At 72.7% G+C, this 18220-nt stretch carries 14 protein-coding genes; 10 read left to right on the top strand and 4 right to left on the bottom strand.

Annotated elements, in window-relative coordinates:
• Positions 1-25 precede the first annotated feature (25 nt).
• Both ABZ374_RS13795 and ABZ374_RS13790 read left to right on the top strand, forming a co-directional pair.
• Positions 26-1369: an NAD(P)/FAD-dependent oxidoreductase gene (locus ABZ374_RS13795; protein ID WP_360310408.1), complete on the top strand. Its 1344-nt coding sequence runs from the start codon at positions 26-28 to the stop codon at positions 1367-1369.
• Between the two features lie 64 nt (positions 1370-1433).
• Positions 1434-1760 (top strand): antibiotic biosynthesis monooxygenase, encoded by a 327-nt coding sequence (locus tag ABZ374_RS13790; protein ID WP_360310406.1) that lies wholly within the window; start codon positions 1434-1436, stop codon positions 1758-1760.
• Positions 1761-1764: 4 nt separating this feature from the next.
• On the opposite strand, the gene ABZ374_RS13785 is transcribed toward ABZ374_RS13790, so the two are convergent.
• Positions 1765-2790 (bottom strand): isocitrate/isopropylmalate family dehydrogenase, encoded by a 1026-nt coding sequence (locus ABZ374_RS13785; RefSeq protein WP_360310404.1) that lies wholly within the window; start codon positions 2788-2790, stop codon positions 1765-1767.
• Between the two features lie 286 nt (positions 2791-3076).
• Here ABZ374_RS13785 and ABZ374_RS13780 point away from each other — a divergent pair, with 286 nt between their 5' ends.
• A complete protein-coding gene (locus ABZ374_RS13780) occupies positions 3077-3742 on the top strand; it encodes a nitroreductase (RefSeq protein ID WP_360310486.1) in 666 nt (221 codons plus the stop codon).
• Between the two features lie 101 nt (positions 3743-3843).
• Here ABZ374_RS13780 and ABZ374_RS13775 read toward each other — a convergent pair whose 3' ends face one another.
• Positions 3844-4521, bottom strand: a complete 678-nt coding sequence (locus tag ABZ374_RS13775) for an NAD(P)H-dependent oxidoreductase (RefSeq protein ID WP_360310402.1) — start codon at positions 4519-4521, stop codon at positions 3844-3846.
• 236 nt (positions 4522-4757) lie between these two features.
• On the opposite strand from ABZ374_RS13775, the gene ABZ374_RS13770 reads away from it, so the two are divergent.
• The 6 genes from ABZ374_RS13770 to ABZ374_RS13745 all read left to right on the top strand — a co-directional run bounded on the left by ABZ374_RS13770 (position 4758) and on the right by ABZ374_RS13745 (position 14737).
• The gene (locus ABZ374_RS13770) at positions 4758-5639 is read left to right on the top strand and encodes a sigma-70 family RNA polymerase sigma factor (RefSeq protein ID WP_360310400.1); all 882 of its coding nucleotides are present in this window, start codon (positions 4758-4760) and stop codon (positions 5637-5639) included.
• Between the two features lie 134 nt (positions 5640-5773).
• Entirely contained in the window at positions 5774-6676 is a 903-nt protein-coding gene (locus ABZ374_RS13765; RefSeq protein ID WP_360310398.1) for an RNA polymerase sigma-70 factor, read from the top strand.
• A gap of 155 nt (positions 6677-6831) precedes the next feature.
• The gene (locus ABZ374_RS13760) at positions 6832-8034 is read left to right on the top strand and encodes an FAD-dependent oxidoreductase (RefSeq protein WP_360310396.1); all 1203 of its coding nucleotides are present in this window, start codon (positions 6832-6834) and stop codon (positions 8032-8034) included.
• A 411-nt stretch (positions 8035-8445) separates the two neighbouring features.
• Positions 8446-12330 carry a Pls/PosA family non-ribosomal peptide synthetase gene (locus tag ABZ374_RS13755; RefSeq protein WP_360310394.1) on the top strand — a complete coding sequence of 1295 codons (3885 nt, stop codon included), beginning with the start codon at positions 8446-8448 and terminating at the stop codon, positions 12328-12330.
• Positions 12318-13832 carry a M1 family metallopeptidase gene (locus ABZ374_RS13750; protein ID WP_360310392.1) on the top strand — a complete coding sequence of 505 codons (1515 nt, stop codon included), beginning with the start codon at positions 12318-12320 and terminating at the stop codon, positions 13830-13832. The genes ABZ374_RS13755 and ABZ374_RS13750 overlap by 13 nt, the downstream gene beginning before the upstream one ends.
• 131 nt (positions 13833-13963) lie before the next feature.
• Positions 13964-14737: an SDR family NAD(P)-dependent oxidoreductase gene (locus ABZ374_RS13745; RefSeq protein ID WP_360310390.1), complete on the top strand. Its 774-nt coding sequence runs from the start codon at positions 13964-13966 to the stop codon at positions 14735-14737.
• A 265-nt stretch (positions 14738-15002) separates the two neighbouring features.
• On the opposite strand, the gene ABZ374_RS13740 is transcribed toward ABZ374_RS13745, so the two are convergent.
• On the bottom strand, positions 15003-15353 hold the full coding sequence (locus tag ABZ374_RS13740) for a hypothetical protein (RefSeq protein WP_360310388.1): 351 nt from the start codon (positions 15351-15353) through the stop codon (positions 15003-15005).
• A gap of 470 nt (positions 15354-15823) precedes the next feature.
• Between ABZ374_RS13740 and ABZ374_RS13735 the strand changes: the two genes are divergently transcribed.
• The gene (locus ABZ374_RS13735) at positions 15824-17341 is read left to right on the top strand and encodes an amidase (RefSeq protein WP_360310484.1); all 1518 of its coding nucleotides are present in this window, start codon (positions 15824-15826) and stop codon (positions 17339-17341) included.
• Between the two features lie 33 nt (positions 17342-17374).
• Here ABZ374_RS13735 and ABZ374_RS13730 read toward each other — a convergent pair whose 3' ends face one another.
• On the bottom strand, positions 17375-18217 hold the full coding sequence (locus tag ABZ374_RS13730; RefSeq protein ID WP_360310386.1) for an alpha/beta hydrolase: 843 nt from the start codon (positions 18215-18217) through the stop codon (positions 17375-17377).
• Between the last annotated feature and the right edge of the window lie 3 nt (positions 18218-18220).

Genomic DNA, 18220 nt, shown 5'->3' with positions numbered 1-18220 from the left:
GGTGCCGCCGTCGCTGGGAGCAGTCATGCACACGTCGAGCACGTCCGGGTTCGGGACGGGCAAACATGTCGCGGTCGTCGGGGCCGGACTGGCCGGCCCCGTGGCCGCGATCTATCTGGCCCGGCGCCACGACCTGGTCACCCTGCTGGAACGACACCCGGATCCGCGACGCAGCGCGGCCGGACCGGGCCGTTCGCTCATGGTGATCCTGTCGAACCGCGGCTGGCGGGTCCTGCGCGAACTGGGCCTGGAGCGGGCGGTACGCCGGATCTGCTCGCCGCTCACCGGCAGGTGCGGTCACCTGCCCGACGGCAGCACGGTGGTGACTCCCTACAGTCGGGACGGGGCACCGATCTGGGCGGTCCAGCGGGAGCGGCTGCACCGGATGTTGCTGGACGCGGCGCAGGCCGAGCCGGGAGTGCGGCTGCACTTCGAACGCCCGGTGCTGGAGGTGGATCTGGACGCACCGGCGCTGCTGGTGCGCGCCGGCGAGGCGGAGCGGTGGATCGAGTGCGATCACATCCTGGGCTGCGACGGAGTTCGCTCCACGGTCCGCGCCGCGCTGGTGGCCAAGGGTGGTCGCGAGGAGGTCGGCACCCTGGAACTGGCCTACCAGGAGATCGTGTTGCCGCTGCCGGCCTGCGATCGCGGCCTGATGCACTATTGGCCGGCGGGCGATGCCCTGTTCGGGGCGTTCCCGATGGTCTCCTCCGACCTGTTCGCGGGGTCGGTGTTCCTGCGTCGGGAAGGGCCGGGTCCGTCCTACCGCGCGGCGGCCGGCACTCGGGCACTGGCCGAGCAGTTCACCCGGCTCTTTCCCGAGCCGGCCCGCAACATCCCGGACCTGCAAAGGCAGTTGGCGACCAAGCCGGTCTCCTCGCTGCGGGTCACCCGCTGTGACCGCTGGGTCCTGGGCGACCGGGCCGCGCTGATCGGCGACTCCTGCCACGCGATGGCACCGTTCATGGGCCAGGGCATGAACTGCGCCTTCGAGGACGTGCGCACGCTGGTGAACTGCCTCGACCGAGAGCCCGACTGGGCCTCGGCGTTCGCCGAGTACGAGCGGATCCGCCGCAGCGACGGCGAGGCGATCGCGGAGATCTCCTACGAGCACTACCGGACGATGTCGCGGCTGCCGGATGCCCGGCACGAGGCCGAAGAGGCGATCACCCGGCGGCTGGTCGGCCTGATGCCGGACCGCTTCGTCCCACTCTACGAACGCTGCGCGTTCAGTGAGGAGAGCTATCGCTCCGCGCTGGACCAGGACCGCCGACTGCGCGCACTGGCCCGGCGCATTCTCAACCGGCACGGCGCCGCGGCGATCGACCTGCCCGATCCGCGGCTGCGCGAATGCGTCTCGTCCGGGTGAGACGTGGCACGCCGATTCCCCGCACGGACAGCCCGGTACAGCCGAGACCCCAGGGAGGGTACAAGTGATTCTGGTCGTCTTCAGGTCACGTTTTTCCGCGCAGGTCGACGAGGAGTACGGAACGACCGAGGATCATCTGGCCAAGAAGGTCCGGGAGATGGCGGGGGAGGATCTCCTGCACATCAAGAACTACGTCGCGGACGACGGTGAGCGCGTCGCCCTGGTGTGGTGGCGCAATCCCGAGACGCTGGAGAAGTGGCGCGAGGATCCGGAACACCTGGACGCGCAGCGGCTCGGCCGGGAGAAGTGGTACGACTTCTACGAACTGAGCGTCGCCGAAGTGCTCCGCACCAGTTCCAACGCACAACCCGAGGTCTATCCCGCCCCGTGAGGGCTCACAGGGCGGCGAGCACGGCGCGGGTCACCTCCTCCGTGCTCAGCCTCCCGCCCAGATCCGGCGTGACCCGCTCGGCCGCGATCGATTCGGCCACCGCCGCCTCGATCGCGGTCGCCGCCGCGGTGAAGCCCAGGTGGCGCACCAGCAGGGCCGTCGTGAGCAGGCACGCGAAGGGGTTGGCCAGGCCCTTCCCGGCGATGTCGGGAGCCGAACCGTGCACCGGTTCGAACAGCCCGAACGTCGTCTCGGGATTGAGGTTCGCGGACGGGGCCAGCCCGATGCCGCCGGCCAGCGCGGCGGCCAGATCGCTGAGGATGTCGCCGTAGGAGTTGTTGGCGAGGATGACGTCGAAGCAGCCGGGGTCGGTGACCAGCTTCATCGCGGCGGCGTCGATGTACAGATGCGAGGAGATCGTCCGCGGGTTGCGTTTGGCGGCCCGGCGCCGGCATTCCTGCCACAGCCGACCTCCGTTGCGCACCGCGTTGGCCTTGTCCACCAGGCACACCTCGCGGCGGGCCACCGTGTAGGCGTAGTCCACGATGCGCGAGACGCCGTGCCAGGTGTTGACGTCCGTGTCGATGGCGATCTCGTTCGGCGAAAAGCCGCGGAGACTGCCGCCGATCCCGCTGTAGAGCCCCTCGGTGTTCTCCCGCACGATCACGCAGTCGATCGTGCGCCTCGCCGCGTTCCGGAGCGGACTCAGCCGGTCGTGCCACAGCCTGACCGGACGGTGGTTGGCGTACAGGTCGAATTCCTGGCGAATGCGCAGCAGCACGCTGCGGGTGTAGTCGGTCTCGTCGAGATCGGGCCGGCCGATCGCCCCGAGCAGGAGCGCGGAACTCGCGGATATGCGCGCGAGGTCCGCGTCGTCGAGCGCACCGCTGCCCGGCGTGTATCCGTTCGCGTCGACATGGTCGAGCACGTCGATGGACAGGCCCAGGTCGAGCGCGGTCAGGACCCGCAGCGCGGAGTCGACGACCTCGGGGCCGATGCCGTCGCCGGGGATGACGGTGATGGTGCTCACGGGTCGCCTTTCGCCGGGCCGAAGGGTTGCCGGGCGCGGACGGACCGTCGCGGTGTCGCGGCCTGCGGCAGGGCTCAAGGCTAGGGTTCCGCGGCCGACCGGCGACCGGATCTGTCGTGGTTCAGTCGCCGCCCGACGCCGCCCGCCCGACGCCCGGGTTGCCCGTTGCGGGTGTTTTGCCGTCACCTCCGCGCCCTCCCGATCGTCAGAAATGCGGAAGGAGCCCCGTCGGCGCCGCAGACGACGGCCGAGGGGCGACGAGATCGGATGCGAGAGGCACATGTTCTTGGACGTGTACGAGGCTGTGGCGAGTCGGCGCGCGGTACGCGGTTTCGCGGACGAGCGAATCCCGCGCGGAGTACTCGAACGGGTGATGTCCGCCGCGTCCCGGGCACCGTCGGGAGCGAACCTCCAACCCTGGAACACCTACGTGCTCACCGGCCCCGCGCTGGACCGGCTCAAGAAGCGCACCGGCGAGCGGGTGGCCGCGGGCGACCCCGGAGACGAGCGGGAGTACCCGATGTACCCGCCCGAATTGCGCACGCCCTACCGCGAGCGGCGGTTCGCCGCCGCCGAGCGGCGCTATGCCGCGCTCGGCATCTCGCGCGGGGAAAAGCAGGCCCGCTCGGCGGCCGTCGCCGCGAACTGGGACTGCTTCGGCGCGCCCGCCGCGCTCTTTTGCTACATCGACCGCGAGATGGGCGCGGCCCAGTGGGCCGACGTCGGCATGTACCTCCAGACGGTCATGCTGCTGCTTCGCGCCGAGGGCCTGCACAGTTGCCCACAGATGGCCTGGTCGGTCTACCGCACGACCGTCGCGGAGGTCGTCTCGCCGCCCGACGGCCTGCTCCTGTTCTGCGGCATGTCGATCGGCTTCGAGGACCTGGACACGCACCCCGTGCGCACGGACCGGGCCCCGATCCCGGAGACCACCACCTTCATGGCCGACTGACCACCGCACTCCGTCGGGCGCCGCACCGAAGGCCCGGTCGCGGGTAGGCGGCGTCGACCCGTGCCCCGCGCCCCACGCCGACGCGGGGCGCGGGCGGGGGGTCAGGCGGGTGTGGGGGTGCGGGTGTTCGGGACGGCGCGCAGTCGCGCGGCGACCGCGCGGGCGTGTTCGGTCGCCGCGACGCGGGCCTCGGCGAGGAGGCGGTGGGCGAGCGGCCTGAATTCCGCCATCGCCGGGTTGACGTCGGCGGCGGTGAGTTCGGCTCGGGCGGTGACCACGTCCAGGCCCCAGACGTCGGTGAGCATGCGGTTCAGGTACGGCGTGGCGTGGTCCCAGCCGGCGCGCGGAGTCCCGGGCGCGTAGCCACCGCCTCGGGCCTCGACCAGTACGGCCGGCCTCCCCGGCAGGATCGGCCGGCTGACGTCGGCGGCCCGGGGGTCGGTGATGACCACGTCGAACCACTGCTTGACCTGCTGCGGGACGCCGAAGTTGTACATCGGCACGGCCAGCAGGAAGGCGTCGCAGGAGAGGAGCTCGTCGGTGAGTTCGGCGGCGAGCGCGGTCGCCGCGCGCTGTTCGTCGGTCCGGGCCCACTCCTCGGTGGTCCGGCTCGCCTCGGCGACGGGCCAGACGCCGGGCAGCGGTCGGCGGCCCAGGTCGCGGCGGACGAACTCGGCGTCCGGGAAGGCGCGCAGCCATTCGGCCTCGACCAGGTCGGCGAGGGTGCGGCTGACCGAGTCGTCGACGCGGATGCTGGAGTCGAGTCGGAAGAACTTCATCGGGCTTCTCCTTGGTACGGATCGGGCGGCCGAAAGCACCGCTCGGGGCAGCACGGGGTGCCGCGCGAACCGGGTCGGTTCCGGTTCGGCGGGCGGCTCGGGTGGGTGTGGCCGGGTGGCACGCGCCAGGCCCGGCGCGGTGCGGCGACGGTAAACTCGCCTGTTGTCTCCTTGCCGTCGGCATCGTGCGGAGTGGTCGTCTCCCCTTTGACCGATGCTCGACCGAAAAGGTGACCATGAACGGACCCGAGGGCCTGGCCACGCGTTTCGAGGCACACCGCGACCACCTGCGCGGGGTCGCCTACCGGATGCTCGGCTCGCTGGACGACGCCGAAGACGCGGTACAGGCCGCCTGGTTGCGGGTCGACCGGGCGGGCGTGGACGGGGTGGAAAACCTGGCCGGGTGGTTGACCACCGTGGTCGCGCGGGTGTGCCTGGACATGTTGCGGATCCGGCGGACCCGAGGCGAGGAATCCCTCACCTCGATCCCGGAGGCGGTGCTGGAGCGGCCGGGCGGGATCGAACCCGAGCAGGAGGCGGTGTTGGCCGAGTCGGTGGGCCGGGCCCTGTTGGTGGTGCTGGACCGGCTCACCCCCGCCGAGCGGGTCGCCTTCGTCCTGCACGACCTGTTCGCCGTTCCGTTCGCCGAGATCGCGCCGGTCGTGGGCCGCACGACGGTGGCGAGCAAGAAGTTGGCCAGCCGGGCCCGGGAGCGGGTACGCGGGCCGGTCACCCCGGACGAGGCCGAGCGGGCCGAGGACTACGGCGTGGTCGACGCGTTCCTGTCCGCCGCGCGCGGTGGCGACCTGGACACCCTGCTCCGGGTGCTCGCACCGGACGTGGTCCGCGTGGCCGACCGTTTCGCGGTGCCGGAGGGGGTCACCCGCGACGTGCGGGGCGCGCGGGCGGTCGCCGAGGAGACCCGGATCTTCGCGCACCGGGCCCGAGTGGGCGAGCCGGCCCTCGTGGACGGCCGACCCGGAATCGTGATCGCGCCCAACGGCCGACTCTTCGCCGCCCTGCGCCTGACCATCGAGGCGGGCCGAATCACCCGGATCGAGGTGATCGCCGACCCCGCCCGGCTGGCCGAACTCCCCCTGGCGGTAACCGGAATCTGACCCGAGGCGGAAGCCGCGGGCGCGGATCGCCGGTCCGGGATCCCGCCCGCGCGCCGCCTGCCACCCGCGCGCCGTCGCCCGGGTGTGCGCCGTGCCCGGTGTTCAAGGTGGGCTGGAATGCTGAAGGAGTGACGATGGAAACCGGTGGGGACGCGGAGTCGGCGGCGCGGGAGTTCGAGGCGCATCGGGCTCGGTTGTTCGCGGTCGGGTATCGGCTGCTCGGGTCGGTGAGCGAGGCCGAGGACGCGGTGCAGGACACCTACCTGCGCTGGAACGGGGCCGACCGCGCGGGCGTGCTGGTGCCGGCCGCGTGGCTGACCAAGGTGCTGACCAACCTCTGCCTGAACCGGCTGGCCTCCGCGCGGGCGCGGCGCGAGTCGTACGTCGGGCCGTGGTTGCCCGAGCCGGTGCGGACCGACCGGGGCGAGGTGCTCGGCGTGCTGGAGACCGCCGTGCAGCGGGAGTCGGTCTCGCTCGCGCTGCTGACACTGCTGGAGGAGTTGACCCCCGCCGAGCGGGCCGTCTTCGTGCTGCGCGAGGCGTTCGGTTACAGCCATCGGGAGATCGCCGAGATCCTGGACGTGCGCGAGGAGCACTCGCGGCAACTGCATCGCCGAGCCAGGCTGCGGGTCGGCGAGCCGCGTGGGCGCTACGCGGTGGACGCCGCGCAGCGGGCCCGGATCGTGGAACGGTTCTTCGCCGCGACCATCGCCGGGGACGTCGCGGGGCTGGAACGGCTCCTGGCCGAGGATGTCGTCTCGTGGGCCGACGGCGGCGGCAACATGACGGCGGCGCGCCGGGCGATCGTCGGCCGCGAGAAGGTGCTGCGCTACCTGTTCGGCCTGGGTGCCCGGCTGGAGGGCGGGCCGATCGGGTCGGCCCCGGCGGAGATCAACGGCGAATCGGCCATGCTGATCCACCGCGGCGACACGCTCGCCGCGGTGGTCGTACCGGAGATCACCGACGGCTTGATCACCTGTGTGCGGCTGATCCTCAACCCCGACAAGTTGGCCTTCGTCGCCCGGCAGGGAGCGTGACTCGGGGAGCGTGATCGGGGGAGCGCCCCCGGCGAGCGCGCCCCGACGAGTGCGACCCGGCAGGTGTGACCCGGCTCACCTTCGAGGCCGTCACGGATCCGCCCGCCGCCCGGTTCAAGAGGGACCGAGAGGGACCGACTCGAACGGGAGGAACCATGACTCATCGCATCGTGGTGCTGGGCGCCGGATACGCCGGACTGATGGCCGCCAAGCGCACGGCCCGGCGATTGCGGCACACCGATGCCCGCGTCACGCTCGTCAACGCCGGCGACCGGTTCGTGGAGCGGGTTCGACTGCATCAGCTCGCGGCCGGACAGCGGCTGCGCGACCTGCCGCTGGCCGATCTGCTGGCCGGCACCGGGGTCGAGCTGGTGCCGGCCCGGGTGACCGGGGTCGACGCCGGGGCGCGGACGGTGCGCATCGACACGGCGCCGTACGTGCTCGAGTACGACACGCTGGTCTACGCCCTGGGCAGTGTGGCCGAGACCGCTTCGGTGCCGGGCGCGGCCGAGCACGCGTCGGCGGTGGCCGGCCACGACGACGCCGTGCGGCTGCGCGGGCGGCTGGCCTCGGCGGCGCCGGATCGGCCGGTGGTCGTGGTGGGCGGTGGGCTGACCGGCATCGAGCTGGTGGCGGAGCTGGCCGAGGCACCCGGTGGGCCGCGCCCGCTGCTGGTCACCGGAGGCGAACTCGGCGCGGGGTTGTCCGAGCGCGGGCGGGTTCGGCTGCGCCTCGGGCTGGACCGGCTCGGCGTGCCGGTCCGCGAACACGCCCGGGTCGTTCGGGTCGGCGCGGATCGCCTGGAGCTGGCCGACGGCAGCGACCTGCCTGCCGCGCTCACGGTCTGGGCGGCGGGCTTCGGGGTGTCCCCGATCGCGGCCGAATCCGGTCTCGCGGTCGACGGGCGCGGGCTGATCACGGTCGACGACCGGCAGCGCTCGACCTCGCACCCCGAGGTGTACGCGGTGGGCGACGCGGCCGCCGCGCTCGGCCCGGACGGCCGTCCCTCGCGGATGTCCTGCCAGACCGCGCTGCCGATGGGCTTCCACGTCGCGAACGGCATCGCCGACCTGCTCACCGGACGTACGCCCGGTCCACTGCGGCTGCGCTACGCGTGGCAGAACATCAGCCTCGGTCGCCGCGACGGCGTGACCCAGTTCGTCCGGGCCGACGACACGGCACTGGGCGCCGCCGTGCTCACCGGCCGTTCCTCGGCCCGCCTGAAGGAGACGGTCACCCGGGCCACCGTGTTCGCGCTCCGCCATCCGGGCCCGGTCCCGCGGCCGCGCCGCACCGGGCCGACGCACCGCCCCGAGGCCGGCACCGGGCCCGCCGCCGACCGCGAGTCGAGCAGGTAGCGGCGCCCGAAACGCCGCCGAGCCCCGGTCCGCCATGCCCTCGGGGGCGTCATCCGTCCGGCCGAGCCGGTCGGGCGGCGGGCTCGGGGCGGGCTTACGGTGTTGTGTGGGTCACAGGAGTGAGTGGTGGTGTCCAAGTCGAGTTCTGGGCTGACGGGACGTCAAAAAGCTTCATTTCAGGGGCAGATGATATCTGACGGGTCGTCAATTCATATCTGACGATTCGTCAGATCCCTTTGTCCTAAAGGAAGTTGATCGCATCACGGGTCGTCGTTGTGCGTCGAACAGAGCTAGTGTCGGTCGGGTTGCCACGCTCCAGCAGCGACCCGGCCGGCCAGGACCGGGGACCGCGACACCTCCCCGGAAGCCTTCCAGTGGGCCGTAGCGGGGACCAGGGATGATGAGGACCTCATGGCCATCGCGCTACCAGTACGAGCCCAGGACGACCCGTCCGGCACCGCACCGACGCCGACCCCGGCCGTCTACCCGGGGCGCCCCGCCCCCGCGCCACGCACCCTCGTGGACATCCTGGACGCCACCGTCCGGGACCATCCGAACGAGCCCGCCCTCGACGACGGCCGGCGGACGCTGACGTACCGCGCCCTGGCCGCCGAGGTGGACACGCTGCGCCGCCGGCTCGCCGACGCCGGGATCGGCGTCGGCGACCGGGTCGGCATCCGGGTGCCCTCCGGCAGCAACGACCTGTACATCGCCATCCTCGCCGTGCTGGCCGCCGGCGCCGCCTACGTCCCGGTGGACGCCGAGGACCCGGACGAGCGGGCCGACCTGGTGTTCGGCGAGGCGGGCGTTCGCGCCGTGCTCGGTGCCGAGCGCGAACTGCGCGTCACCCGCGCCGGCGAGCCCGTCGCCCCCGCCCGCCCGGGCCCCGGCGACGACGCCTGGATCATCTTCACCTCCGGCTCCACCGGCAAGCCCAAGGGCGTCGCGGTGACCCACCGCAACGCGGCGGCCTTCGTGGACGCCGAGGCCGGCATGTTCCTCCGGGAGGAGCCGCTGGGCCCCGGTGACCGGGTGATGGCGGGCCTGTCGGTCGCCTTCGACGCGTCCTGCGAGGAGATGTGGCTGGCCTGGCGGTACGGCGCGTGCCTGGTCACCGTGCCCCGTTCGCGGGTGCGCTCCGGTGCCGACCTGGGGCCGTGGCTGGCCGAGCAGGAGATCACCGTGGTCTCCACGGTGCCCACGCTCGCCGCGCTGTGGCCGACCGAGGCGCTGCTCGACGTACGACTGCTGATCTTCGGCGGCGAGGCGTGCCCGCCCGAGCTGGTGGAGCGGGTGGTCGCCGACGGCCGTGAGGTGTGGAACACCTACGGCCCGACCGAGGCCACCGTGGTCGCGTGCGGCTCGCTGCTCACCGGCGAGGGCCCGGTCAGGATCGGGCTGCCCTTGGACGGCTGGGAACTGGCCGTGGTCGACGCGACCGGCCGACCCGTCGCGATGGGCGAGACCGGCGAGCTGGTGATCGGCGGCGTCGGCCTGGCCCGCTACCTGGACCCGGCCAAGGACGCGGAGAAGTACGCGCCGCTGGAGTCGATGGGCTGGGACCGCGCCTACCGCAGCGGCGATGTGGTGCGCGCCGACGAGGAGGGCCTGGTCTTCGTCGGCCGCGGCGACGAGCAGATCAAGCTCGGCGGCCGGCGGATCGAACTCGGCGAGATCGACGCGGCCCTGCAGGCCCTGCCGGGCGTGGTCGGCGCGGCCGCCGCCGTACGCACCGTCAAGGGCGGCAACCAGCTCCTGGTCGGCTACCTGGTGACCGGCGAGGGCTGGGACCGCGAGGAGGCGGTGAACCGGCTGCGCGCCGAGCTGCCCGCGGCCCTGGTGCCCCGGCTGGCCCCGGTGGCCGACCTGCCCACCCGCACCTCCGGCAAGGTCGACCGGGACGCGCTGCCGTGGCCGCTCACCGACGCGGAGGACGCCGGACCCACCGAGCAGCTCTACGGCACCGAGGCCTGGCTCGCCGAGCAGTGGACCGACGTGCTCGGCATCGCCCCGGAGACCGCCCAGGACGACTTCTTCGCGATCGGCGGCAACAGCCTGGCCGCCGCCCGGCTGACCACGCTGCTGCGCGAGCGGTACCCGGCCGCCGCGGTCGCGGACATCTACCAGCAGCCCACGCTGCGCAAACTGGCCCGCCGGCTGGAGCGCTCGGCCCAGGGCGCGGGCGCGGTGCGCAAGGTCGCCCCGACGCCCACCCGGGCCCGGATCGCCCAGTTGTTCCTGCTGATCCCGCTGTTCACCCTGATCGGCCTGCGCTGGACGGTCGGCCTGCTCGCGCTGGGCAACGTCGCCGCCTGGTTCGGCGAGTACCCGTGGGCGCCGACCGCTTCGTGGTGGTGGGTCGCGGCCGGTTGGGCGGTGTTGTTCAGCCCGCCGGCCCGGGTGGCGATCGCCGCCGGCGGCGCCCGGCTGTTGCTGCGCGGAGTGGGCCCGGGCACCTATCCGCGCGGTGGCGGCGTGCACATCCGGCTGTGGGCGGCCGAACAACTGGCCGACGCCGCCGGCGCGACCGCGCTCTCCGGTGCCTGGTTGCAGCGCTACGCCCGCGCGCTCGGCGCCAGGATCGGCCCGGACGTCGACCTGCACACCCTGCCGCCGGTCACCGGCCTGCTCAAGCTCGGCCGAGGCTGCGCGGTGGAGGCCGAGGTGGACCTGTCCGGCCACTGGCTGGACGGCGACCGGTTGGAGATCGGCGCGATCAAGGTCGGCGCCGGCGCGATCGTGGGCACCCGCAGCACGCTCTTCCCCGGGGCCCGGATCGGTCGTTCGGCCGAGGTGGCGGCGGGTTCCGCGGTCACCGGGAACGTGCCGCCGAGGCGCCGCTGGGGCGGGGTGCCGGCGATACGGCTCGGCAAGGTCGACCGGGGCCGGTTCGGCGAGCGTCCGCCGCGCAGGACGCACTGGGCGGTGCTGTACGGCCTGAGCGGGTTGTTGCCGACCCTGTTGCCGATCCTGGCCGTGTTGCCGGTACTGCCGATCCTCGGCGTGTTCGTGCGCCCCGGCGAGGGCCTCGGCGCGGCGCTCGCCGGCGCCATGCTCGCCCTGGTGCCCGCCGTGGCCGCGTTCGCGCTGGTCTACGCGTTGTCGATCGTGCTCCTGGTACGCCTGCTCAGCCTGGGGCTGCGACCGGGCTATCACCCGCTGCACGGCCGGACCGGCTGGCAGGCGTGGACCGTCACCCAGTTGATGGACCTGGCCCGGGACAAGTTGTTCCCGCTGTACGCGAGCCTGTTCACACCGGTGTGGCTGCGGGCGCTGGGGATGAAGGTGGGCAAGGGCGTCGAGGCGTCCACGGTGCTCGCGCTGCCGAGCCTGACCACGGTCGGCGACGGCGCGTTCCTGGCCGACGACACGCTGATCGCCTCCTACGAACTCGGCGGCGGCCGGATCCGGATCGGCGAGGCGCGGATCGGCGAGCGGGCCTTCCTGGGCAACTCGGGGATGACCGCGCCGGGCCGCTCGGTGCCCGCCCGCGGCCTGGTCGGCGTGTTGTCCGCGACGCCGAAGAAGACCAAGAAGGGCGGCTCGTACCTGGGCATGCCGCCCATGCGACTGCCGCGTTCGGCGGACGTCGCGGACCAGGGCCTGACCTACGACCCGCCCGCCCGGCTGCGCTGGGCTCGCGGCCTGGTCGAGGTGTGCCGGGTGGTGCCGGTGTTGTGCTCGGCCGCGCTGGCCGTGCTCACCCTGGCCACGCTGGCCTGGCTGGGCGCGCACTCGCCGATCCTGGCCGCGCTGCTGTCCGGCCTGGTCCTGCTCGGCTGCGGCGTGCTCGCGTGCGTCGTGTCGATCGCGGCCAAGTGGCTCCTGGTCGGCCGATTCAAGCCGGTCGAGCACCCGCTGTGGAGCGGCTTCGTGTGGCGCAACGAGTTGGCCGACACCTTCGTCGAGGTGCTGGCGGTGCCGTGGCTGATCGGCCGGGTGCCCGGTACGTCGGTGCTCAACGTGTGGTTGCGCGGGCTCGGGGCGTCCATCGGCCGCGGCGTGTGGTGCGAGAGCTACTGGTTGCCGGAGGCGGACCTGGTCACCCTGGAGGACGCGGTCAGCGTGGGGCACGGCTGTGTGCTCCAGACGCATCTCTTCCACGACCGGATCATGCGGATGGATACTGTGATCCTTCGCGAGGGTGCCACCCTGGGCCCGCGCGGGATCGTGCTGCCGGGCAGCACGATCGGGGCACGCAGCACGCTGGGTCCCGCCTCGCTGGTGATGCGCGGCGAGACGGTCCCCGAGGACACCGGTTGGCTGGGCAATCCGATCGAGGCATGGCGACGGTAATGCGTTTCGAGACGGCGTCGCGGGACACGGCCCGTCCCGCGACGGTGGGCGCGACGGGGACGGAGCACGAATCGGTGATCGACCACGGGCCGCGCTCGGCCGCCGGGGAGGCGTACTTCGCCACCCACGGCGATCCGCGCTATCACGCGCATCGCTACGAGCTGGACCTGGACTACCGCCCCGGCCCCAATCGGCTGGCCGGCACCGCCCGGATCGGCGCGGTGGCCGGCGATCGGCCGCTCACCGAGTTCGCGCTCGACCTGGGCGAATTCCGGATCGGCCGAGTGCTGGTGAACGGCCGCCAGGCGCGCTACACGCACCGCGCGGGCAAGCTGCGGGTGCGGCCGGGCGCGGCGATCGCTGCGCGGGCCGCGTTCACCGTCGAGGTGCACTACGTCGGCAATCCCAAGCCGGTGCGCAGCCCGTGGGGCGGGGTGGGCTGGGAGGAATTGACCGACGGCTCGCTGGTGGCCGGCCAACCGATCGGCGCACCGTCCTGGTACCCGTGCAACGACCGGCCCGACGACAAGGCGGCCTACCAGATCTCGGTCACCGCACCGTCGGCCTACACCGTGGTGGTCAGCGGCGCGCTGCTCACCCGCAGCACCCGGGGCAGCACCTCGACCTGGGTCTACGAGCAGCCCGCGCCCACCGCGAGCTACCTGGTCAGCGTCTCGATCGGCCGCTACGACACGATCGGGCCGCTGGAGCCGAACGCGGGCGTGCCGCAGTTCGCCCACCTGCCGGGCCGGCTGGTCCCGCGCTTCCTGGTCGACTTCGCCCGGCAGCCGGAGATGATGACGCTCTTCGAGGAGTTGTTCGGGCCGTACCCGTTCGACGAATACACCGTGGTGGTCACCGACGACGATCTCGACATCCCGATCGAGGCCCAGGGGCTGGCCACCTTCGGGGCGAACCACGTCGACGGCGCGCGTGGGGCCGAGCGGCTGGTCGCGCACGAATTGGCGCACCAGTGGTTCGGCAACAGCGTCGGACTGGCGGACTGGCGGCACATCTGGCTCAACGAGGGCTTCGCGCGCTACGCGGAGTGGTTGTGGGCCGAGCGCTCCGGCGGGCGCCCCGCCGCCGTGCAGGCCGCCGTCGAGCACACCCGACTGGGCGGTGCGCCGCAGGATCTGCTGCTCGGGGCGCCGCGCCCGAAGCTGATCTTCGACGAACGCATCTACGCCCGGGGCGCGTTGACGGTACACGCGGTGCGGTGCGCGCTGGGCGACCCGGCGTTCTTCACGATGTTGCGGGACTGGGTCACCTCGCACCGGCACGGCGTGGTCACCACGGACGACTTCGTCGCGCACGCGGCGCGGTACGCCGCCGGGTCGTTGCAGCAGCTGTTCGACGCGTGGTTGTACCGCGAGGTGTTGCCGCCGTTGCCGACGTCGCCGGCCGCCCGGCCCGCGCCGTCCGCGCCCGCTTCGCCGGCCCCGCGGCGGGGGCGGCTCGGGTGGCCCTGGGCGTCGGGGCACGGCAGCGGCTCGGACTGAGGCGGGGCGGCGATCGGGGCCGCGTCGGTTCGTCGTACGGTGCGGGAGGATCGGCACCGTGGTCACCGACATCCGCACGGGCGGTATGCGGTGCCCGCGGCACGGATGGCACGGACGAGAGGAATCCCGCGATGACCCAGGGCGAGAGCGCGACCCCCACGACCCCGTCCCGAGGCTGTGCGGTGGTCACCGGCGCCAGCAGCGGGATCGGCGCGGCGACCGCCGTGCATCTGGCGAGTCTGGGCTACGACGTCGTGCTCGGCGCGCGGCGCAAGGACCGGCTGGACGAGGTGGTCGCGCGGTGCGCCGGACGCGGCCGGGCGTTGCCGCTGGACGTGGCCGACCCGGACTCGGTGACCGCGTTCGCCGCCGCCGTCGAGCGTTGTGACCTCCTGGTCAACAACGCGGGCTTCGCGCGGGGCACCGAGCCGGTGGCCGAGGCCGACGAGGCGGCGTGGACCGCGATGTACGAGACGAATGTGCTCGGCACGCTGCGGGTGACCAAGGCGTTCCTGCCGTTGCTGATCGCCTCCGGCGACGGTCAGGTGATCACCATCGGCTCGGTGGCCGGGCGCGAGCCGTACGAGGGCGGCGCGGGGTACAACGCGGCCAAGCACGCGGTGACGGCGATGACCCGGGTGTTGCGGCTGGAACTGCGTGGGCAGCCGGTGCGGGTGTGCCAGATCGATCCGGGCATGGTGGAGACCGAGTTCACCCTCAACCGGCTCGGCGGCGACGCGGAGGGCGCGTCGGCGGTCTACGCGGGGATGACGCCGCTGGTCGGCCGGGACATCGCGGAATGTGTGGGCTGGGTGGCGACTCGGCCGCCGCACGTGAACATCGACTCGATGATGGTGCTGGCGCGGGACCAGACGTCGGCGCGCGTGGTGTTCCGGCACGAGTGAGCGATTCGCGCTCGGGCCGCCCCCGTCCGGTGCCGGATGACCGGCCGGGGCCGAGCGGAGCCGGGACGCGCGTGCGACCGGCGGCAGCGAGTCGGTGTCGGCGTTGGGTCGGGCAAGTGGCGGAAACGCCGGGGCGTGCTCGGGGCAGGCCCACAGGGTCCGGCCGGCCGCGCCACGGACGGAGTCGATCACCTGCACCGGGACGAGCCCGTCGTGTTGCTCGCAGCGGCAGGAGTGGCGGTAGGACAGGGCGAGGATCACGCGGTCACCCCCGCGCCACGGGCTGCGCGGGCCGGCGGGAATCGGGTGTGGCGATCGCGGCGAGGCGGCCTTGTCGGGTGGCTTCGGCGACCTTGCGGCGTCGCTGGGCGACTTCCTCGGGTGTCATCGGGTAGGGCGGGACGACCGTGGCCGAGTCCTGGATCGGCGGATCGTCGGCGGCGGGGGTGGGCGGTACGAAGTCGCGCCACCGGGGGTGGGTTTGCGGCTTGGGGCTGGTGGGTCGACTCGGCCGGGGCCGCTTCGGTTCGGCGGTCCGGGCGTGCTTGCCGGCCGACTTCGGAGGGGTGCGCGGTTGGCACAGCCATCCGAGAATGGCAGCGATAAAGTGGGTCACGTCGTCGGCTCCTCGAAAACTGTCGGCCGATCCCGGGACCGTTCCAGCGGTCGCCGGGGCTTTCACTTGTGGGTCACGGCCAGGCCGTCACCGCGCGAGTAGCGAGGTCCACCGTTCGGCTTGGTCGGGGAGGTTCCGCGTTTTCGCTTCCGCTGTTGCTCCGGTGACGAACGCTCGAACGGCAGTGGTGGGTGCGGCGCGCCATGCCGGGAATTGTCGCAACTCCATCGGGGGAGACGTCGGCGTTTTGCCGGGCGCCTTCGCTGTGCCCGAGCATCGCTCTGGGCGTGAGTCCGGGCCGAGCTGAGCGCACCCGCCCAGGCAGGGATTCCCTCCCGCAACGCCGGCCCTCCCGCCCGGGCCGGCCAAACCAAGTCGGCCTGCCCGCCGAACGGCGATTCTTCGCGGACTTTTCCGTTGTGGGAAGTGGAGTTTTATGGCTTCCGCGGCGGTCCGTTAGCGTCGGAATCATGGATTGGAATTTTCGGTCGGCCAAAGAGTCGGCGGCTGCGTTGCGTGCCGGTGAGGTGTCCTCGGTGGAATTGACCGAGGCGGCGATCGCTGGGATCGAGCGGGACGAGGGCGTGATCAACGCGATCTGTGTGTCCGACTTCGATCGGGCCCGGGCGGCTGCGCGTGATGCCGACCGGGCATTCGGCCGGGGCGAGGATCGGCCGCTTCTGGGTATTCCGGTGACGGTCAAGGAGTCCTACGACATCGCCGGGTTGCCCACGACCTGGGGCATGCCGCAGTACCGGGACTTTGTGCCCGCCGAGGACGCGGTACAGGTGTCGCGGATCAAGGCCGCCGGCGCGGTGGTGCTCGGCAAGACCAATGTGCCCCTGGGACTGCAGGATCTGCAGAGCTTCAACGAGATCTACGGCACCACCAACAACCCGTGGGATCGCGGTCGTACGGCGGGCGGGTCCTCCGGCGGATCGGCGGCGGCCCTGGCGTCCGGGTTCGGTGCGTTGTCCATCGGCTCCGACATCGGCGGCTCGCTGCGCACCCCCGCGCATTTCTGCGGTGTCCACGCGCACAAGCCGACACTCGGGCTGGTGGCGAACCGCGGCATGGTCCCGCCGGCCACGCCGGCATTCCCGATCGACCTCGACCTCGCCGTCGTCGGCCCGATGGCGCGCACCGCCCGCGACCTCACGCTCCTGCTCGACGTCATGGCCGGGCCGGATCCGCTGACGTTCGGCGTGGCGCACGACCTGAACCTGCCGCCCGCACGCCACCAACGGCTGGGCGACTTCCGGGTCCTGGTCCTCGACGAGCATCCGTTGATTCCGACCGGGTCCGCGGTGCGGGCCGGTGTGAACCGGGTGGCCGATGCACTCGTCGACGGCGGTGCCCACGTCGAACGGCACAGTCCGCTGCTGCCCGACCCGGCCGAAGCCGCGTTGATCTACACGCAGTTGCTGTTCTCGGGTTCCGTTGCGCGTTTTCCCGTCGAAGAGTACGAGCGGCTGCAAACCCGCGCCGCCGGATTGAGCGCGGAAGACCGGAGCCTGGACGCGGCGCGGCTGCGCGGGATGGTGCTGAGCCACCGCGATTGGGTCGAGGTGAACAACCGTCGCGAGCTCCACCGCCACGGCTGGCGGCAGTTGTTCGCCGAGTTCGACGCCGTGGTGTGCCCGATCACGCCGACTCCCGCGTTCCCGCACGACCACAACCCCGACCTGTTGGCACGCCGGATCGACATCGACGGCGTCGAATACCCGTTCTTCGACCAGCTCGTCTGGGCCGGTCTGGCCACCATGCCCGGCCTGCCCGCCACCGCGATACCGGCGGGCCGGTCCGCCGAGGGCCTGCCGGTGGGAGTGCAGCTCATCGGTCCGATGTTCGAGGACCGCACCCCACTGCGGCTGGCCGAACTGCTCGAACAGCAGATCGGCGGCTTCCGGGCACCGAAGCAACGCGTCGTGCCGGATACCCGTCGAGGACGAGGTACGGCGGCCGTCGCGGCCGGATCCGCGGCGTAACGGATTCGGTGCCGACGCGGCACGCGCCGTTTTCTAGCCGAGGGTGAGCATCGCCTTGGCGACCTCGGCGATCGCCGTGTCGGGGATGGTGGTGGCGGCCTCGTCGAGGACGAGCAGGCGGGCGCCGGGGATCTCGCGGGCGAGCGCCTCGCCGTTGCCGCTGGGGAAGAACGGGTCGCGGCGGCCGTGGACGACCAGCGTGGGGACCGCGACCTCGGGCAGGCGTTCGCGCCAGCGGGGTTTGCAGTCGAGCCTGGAGAACACCAGGCCCATCTGGTTGGCGGTCTGGACCGGTGGTGCCGTGCCGGGCGTGCGATCCCAGATGCGCGCGGCGACCGCGCGCGCGGCGACGGGGTCGTTGCCGAGGATCTCCGCGCCGGCGGCGGAGAACTCCGCAACCGCCTCGCGGTCGCTCCAGTCGGGCAGCGCCCGCGCGAACAGCCGGCCCATCGTCGCCCGGTCGTGGTCCGGGAGGTCGTCGTCGGGCGGGCCGGGGGCGACCGCGCGGGTGCCGACCAGGGTGAGCGCCGAGAACGCGCCCGGATGGTCGAGCACGGCCACCTGGGCGACCATCCCGCCGACGCCGATCCCCGCGAGGTGCGCAGGCCCTCCGCCGAGCACGTCGGCAAGGGCCGCCGCGTCGTCGGCGAGGTCGCGCAGGGTATAGGTGGGCGCCTCCGGGTCCCTCGTCGTCGACTCCCCGCTGTCGCGCAGGTCGTAGCGCACCACCCGGCGCCCGCCGGCGGCCAGGCGCGCGCAAAGCGCGTCGGGCCAGGAGAGCATCGTCGTTGCGCCCACGAGCAGGACGAGCGGCGCGTCGTCGGCACCGAACGACTCGATGCCCAGGGCGATTTCATTGGCTTCGACAGTGGTCATCGG

It is taken from the genome of Embleya sp. NPDC005971 (genome assembly GCF_040629175.1).
Lineage (GTDB): Bacteria > Actinomycetota > Actinomycetes > Streptomycetales > Streptomycetaceae > Embleya.
Note: the sequence above shows the minus strand (reverse complement) of the source record. Positions and strands in the feature narration are given on the sequence as shown.

Coding starts and splice junctions, on each gene's coding strand:
- ABZ374_RS13795 (WP_360310408.1), top strand. CDS start 26: ATGCACACGTCGAGCACGTCCGGGTTCGGGACGGGCAAACATGTCGCG.
- ABZ374_RS13775 (WP_360310402.1), bottom strand. CDS start 4,521: ATGAAGTTCTTCCGACTCGACTCCAGCATCCGCGTCGACGACTCGGTC.
- ABZ374_RS13770 (WP_360310400.1), top strand. CDS start 4,758: ATGAACGGACCCGAGGGCCTGGCCACGCGTTTCGAGGCACACCGCGAC.
- ABZ374_RS13765 (WP_360310398.1), top strand. CDS start 5,774: ATGGAAACCGGTGGGGACGCGGAGTCGGCGGCGCGGGAGTTCGAGGCG.
- ABZ374_RS13760 (WP_360310396.1), top strand. CDS start 6,832: ATGACTCATCGCATCGTGGTGCTGGGCGCCGGATACGCCGGACTGATG.
- ABZ374_RS13755 (WP_360310394.1), top strand. CDS start 8,446: ATGGCCATCGCGCTACCAGTACGAGCCCAGGACGACCCGTCCGGCACC.
- ABZ374_RS13750 (WP_360310392.1), top strand. CDS start 12,318: ATGGCGACGGTAATGCGTTTCGAGACGGCGTCGCGGGACACGGCCCGT.
- ABZ374_RS13745 (WP_360310390.1), top strand. CDS start 13,964: ATGACCCAGGGCGAGAGCGCGACCCCCACGACCCCGTCCCGAGGCTGT.
- ABZ374_RS13735 (WP_360310484.1), top strand. CDS start 15,824: ATGGATTGGAATTTTCGGTCGGCCAAAGAGTCGGCGGCTGCGTTGCGT.
- ABZ374_RS13730 (WP_360310386.1), bottom strand. CDS start 18,217: ATGACCACTGTCGAAGCCAATGAAATCGCCCTGGGCATCGAGTCGTTC.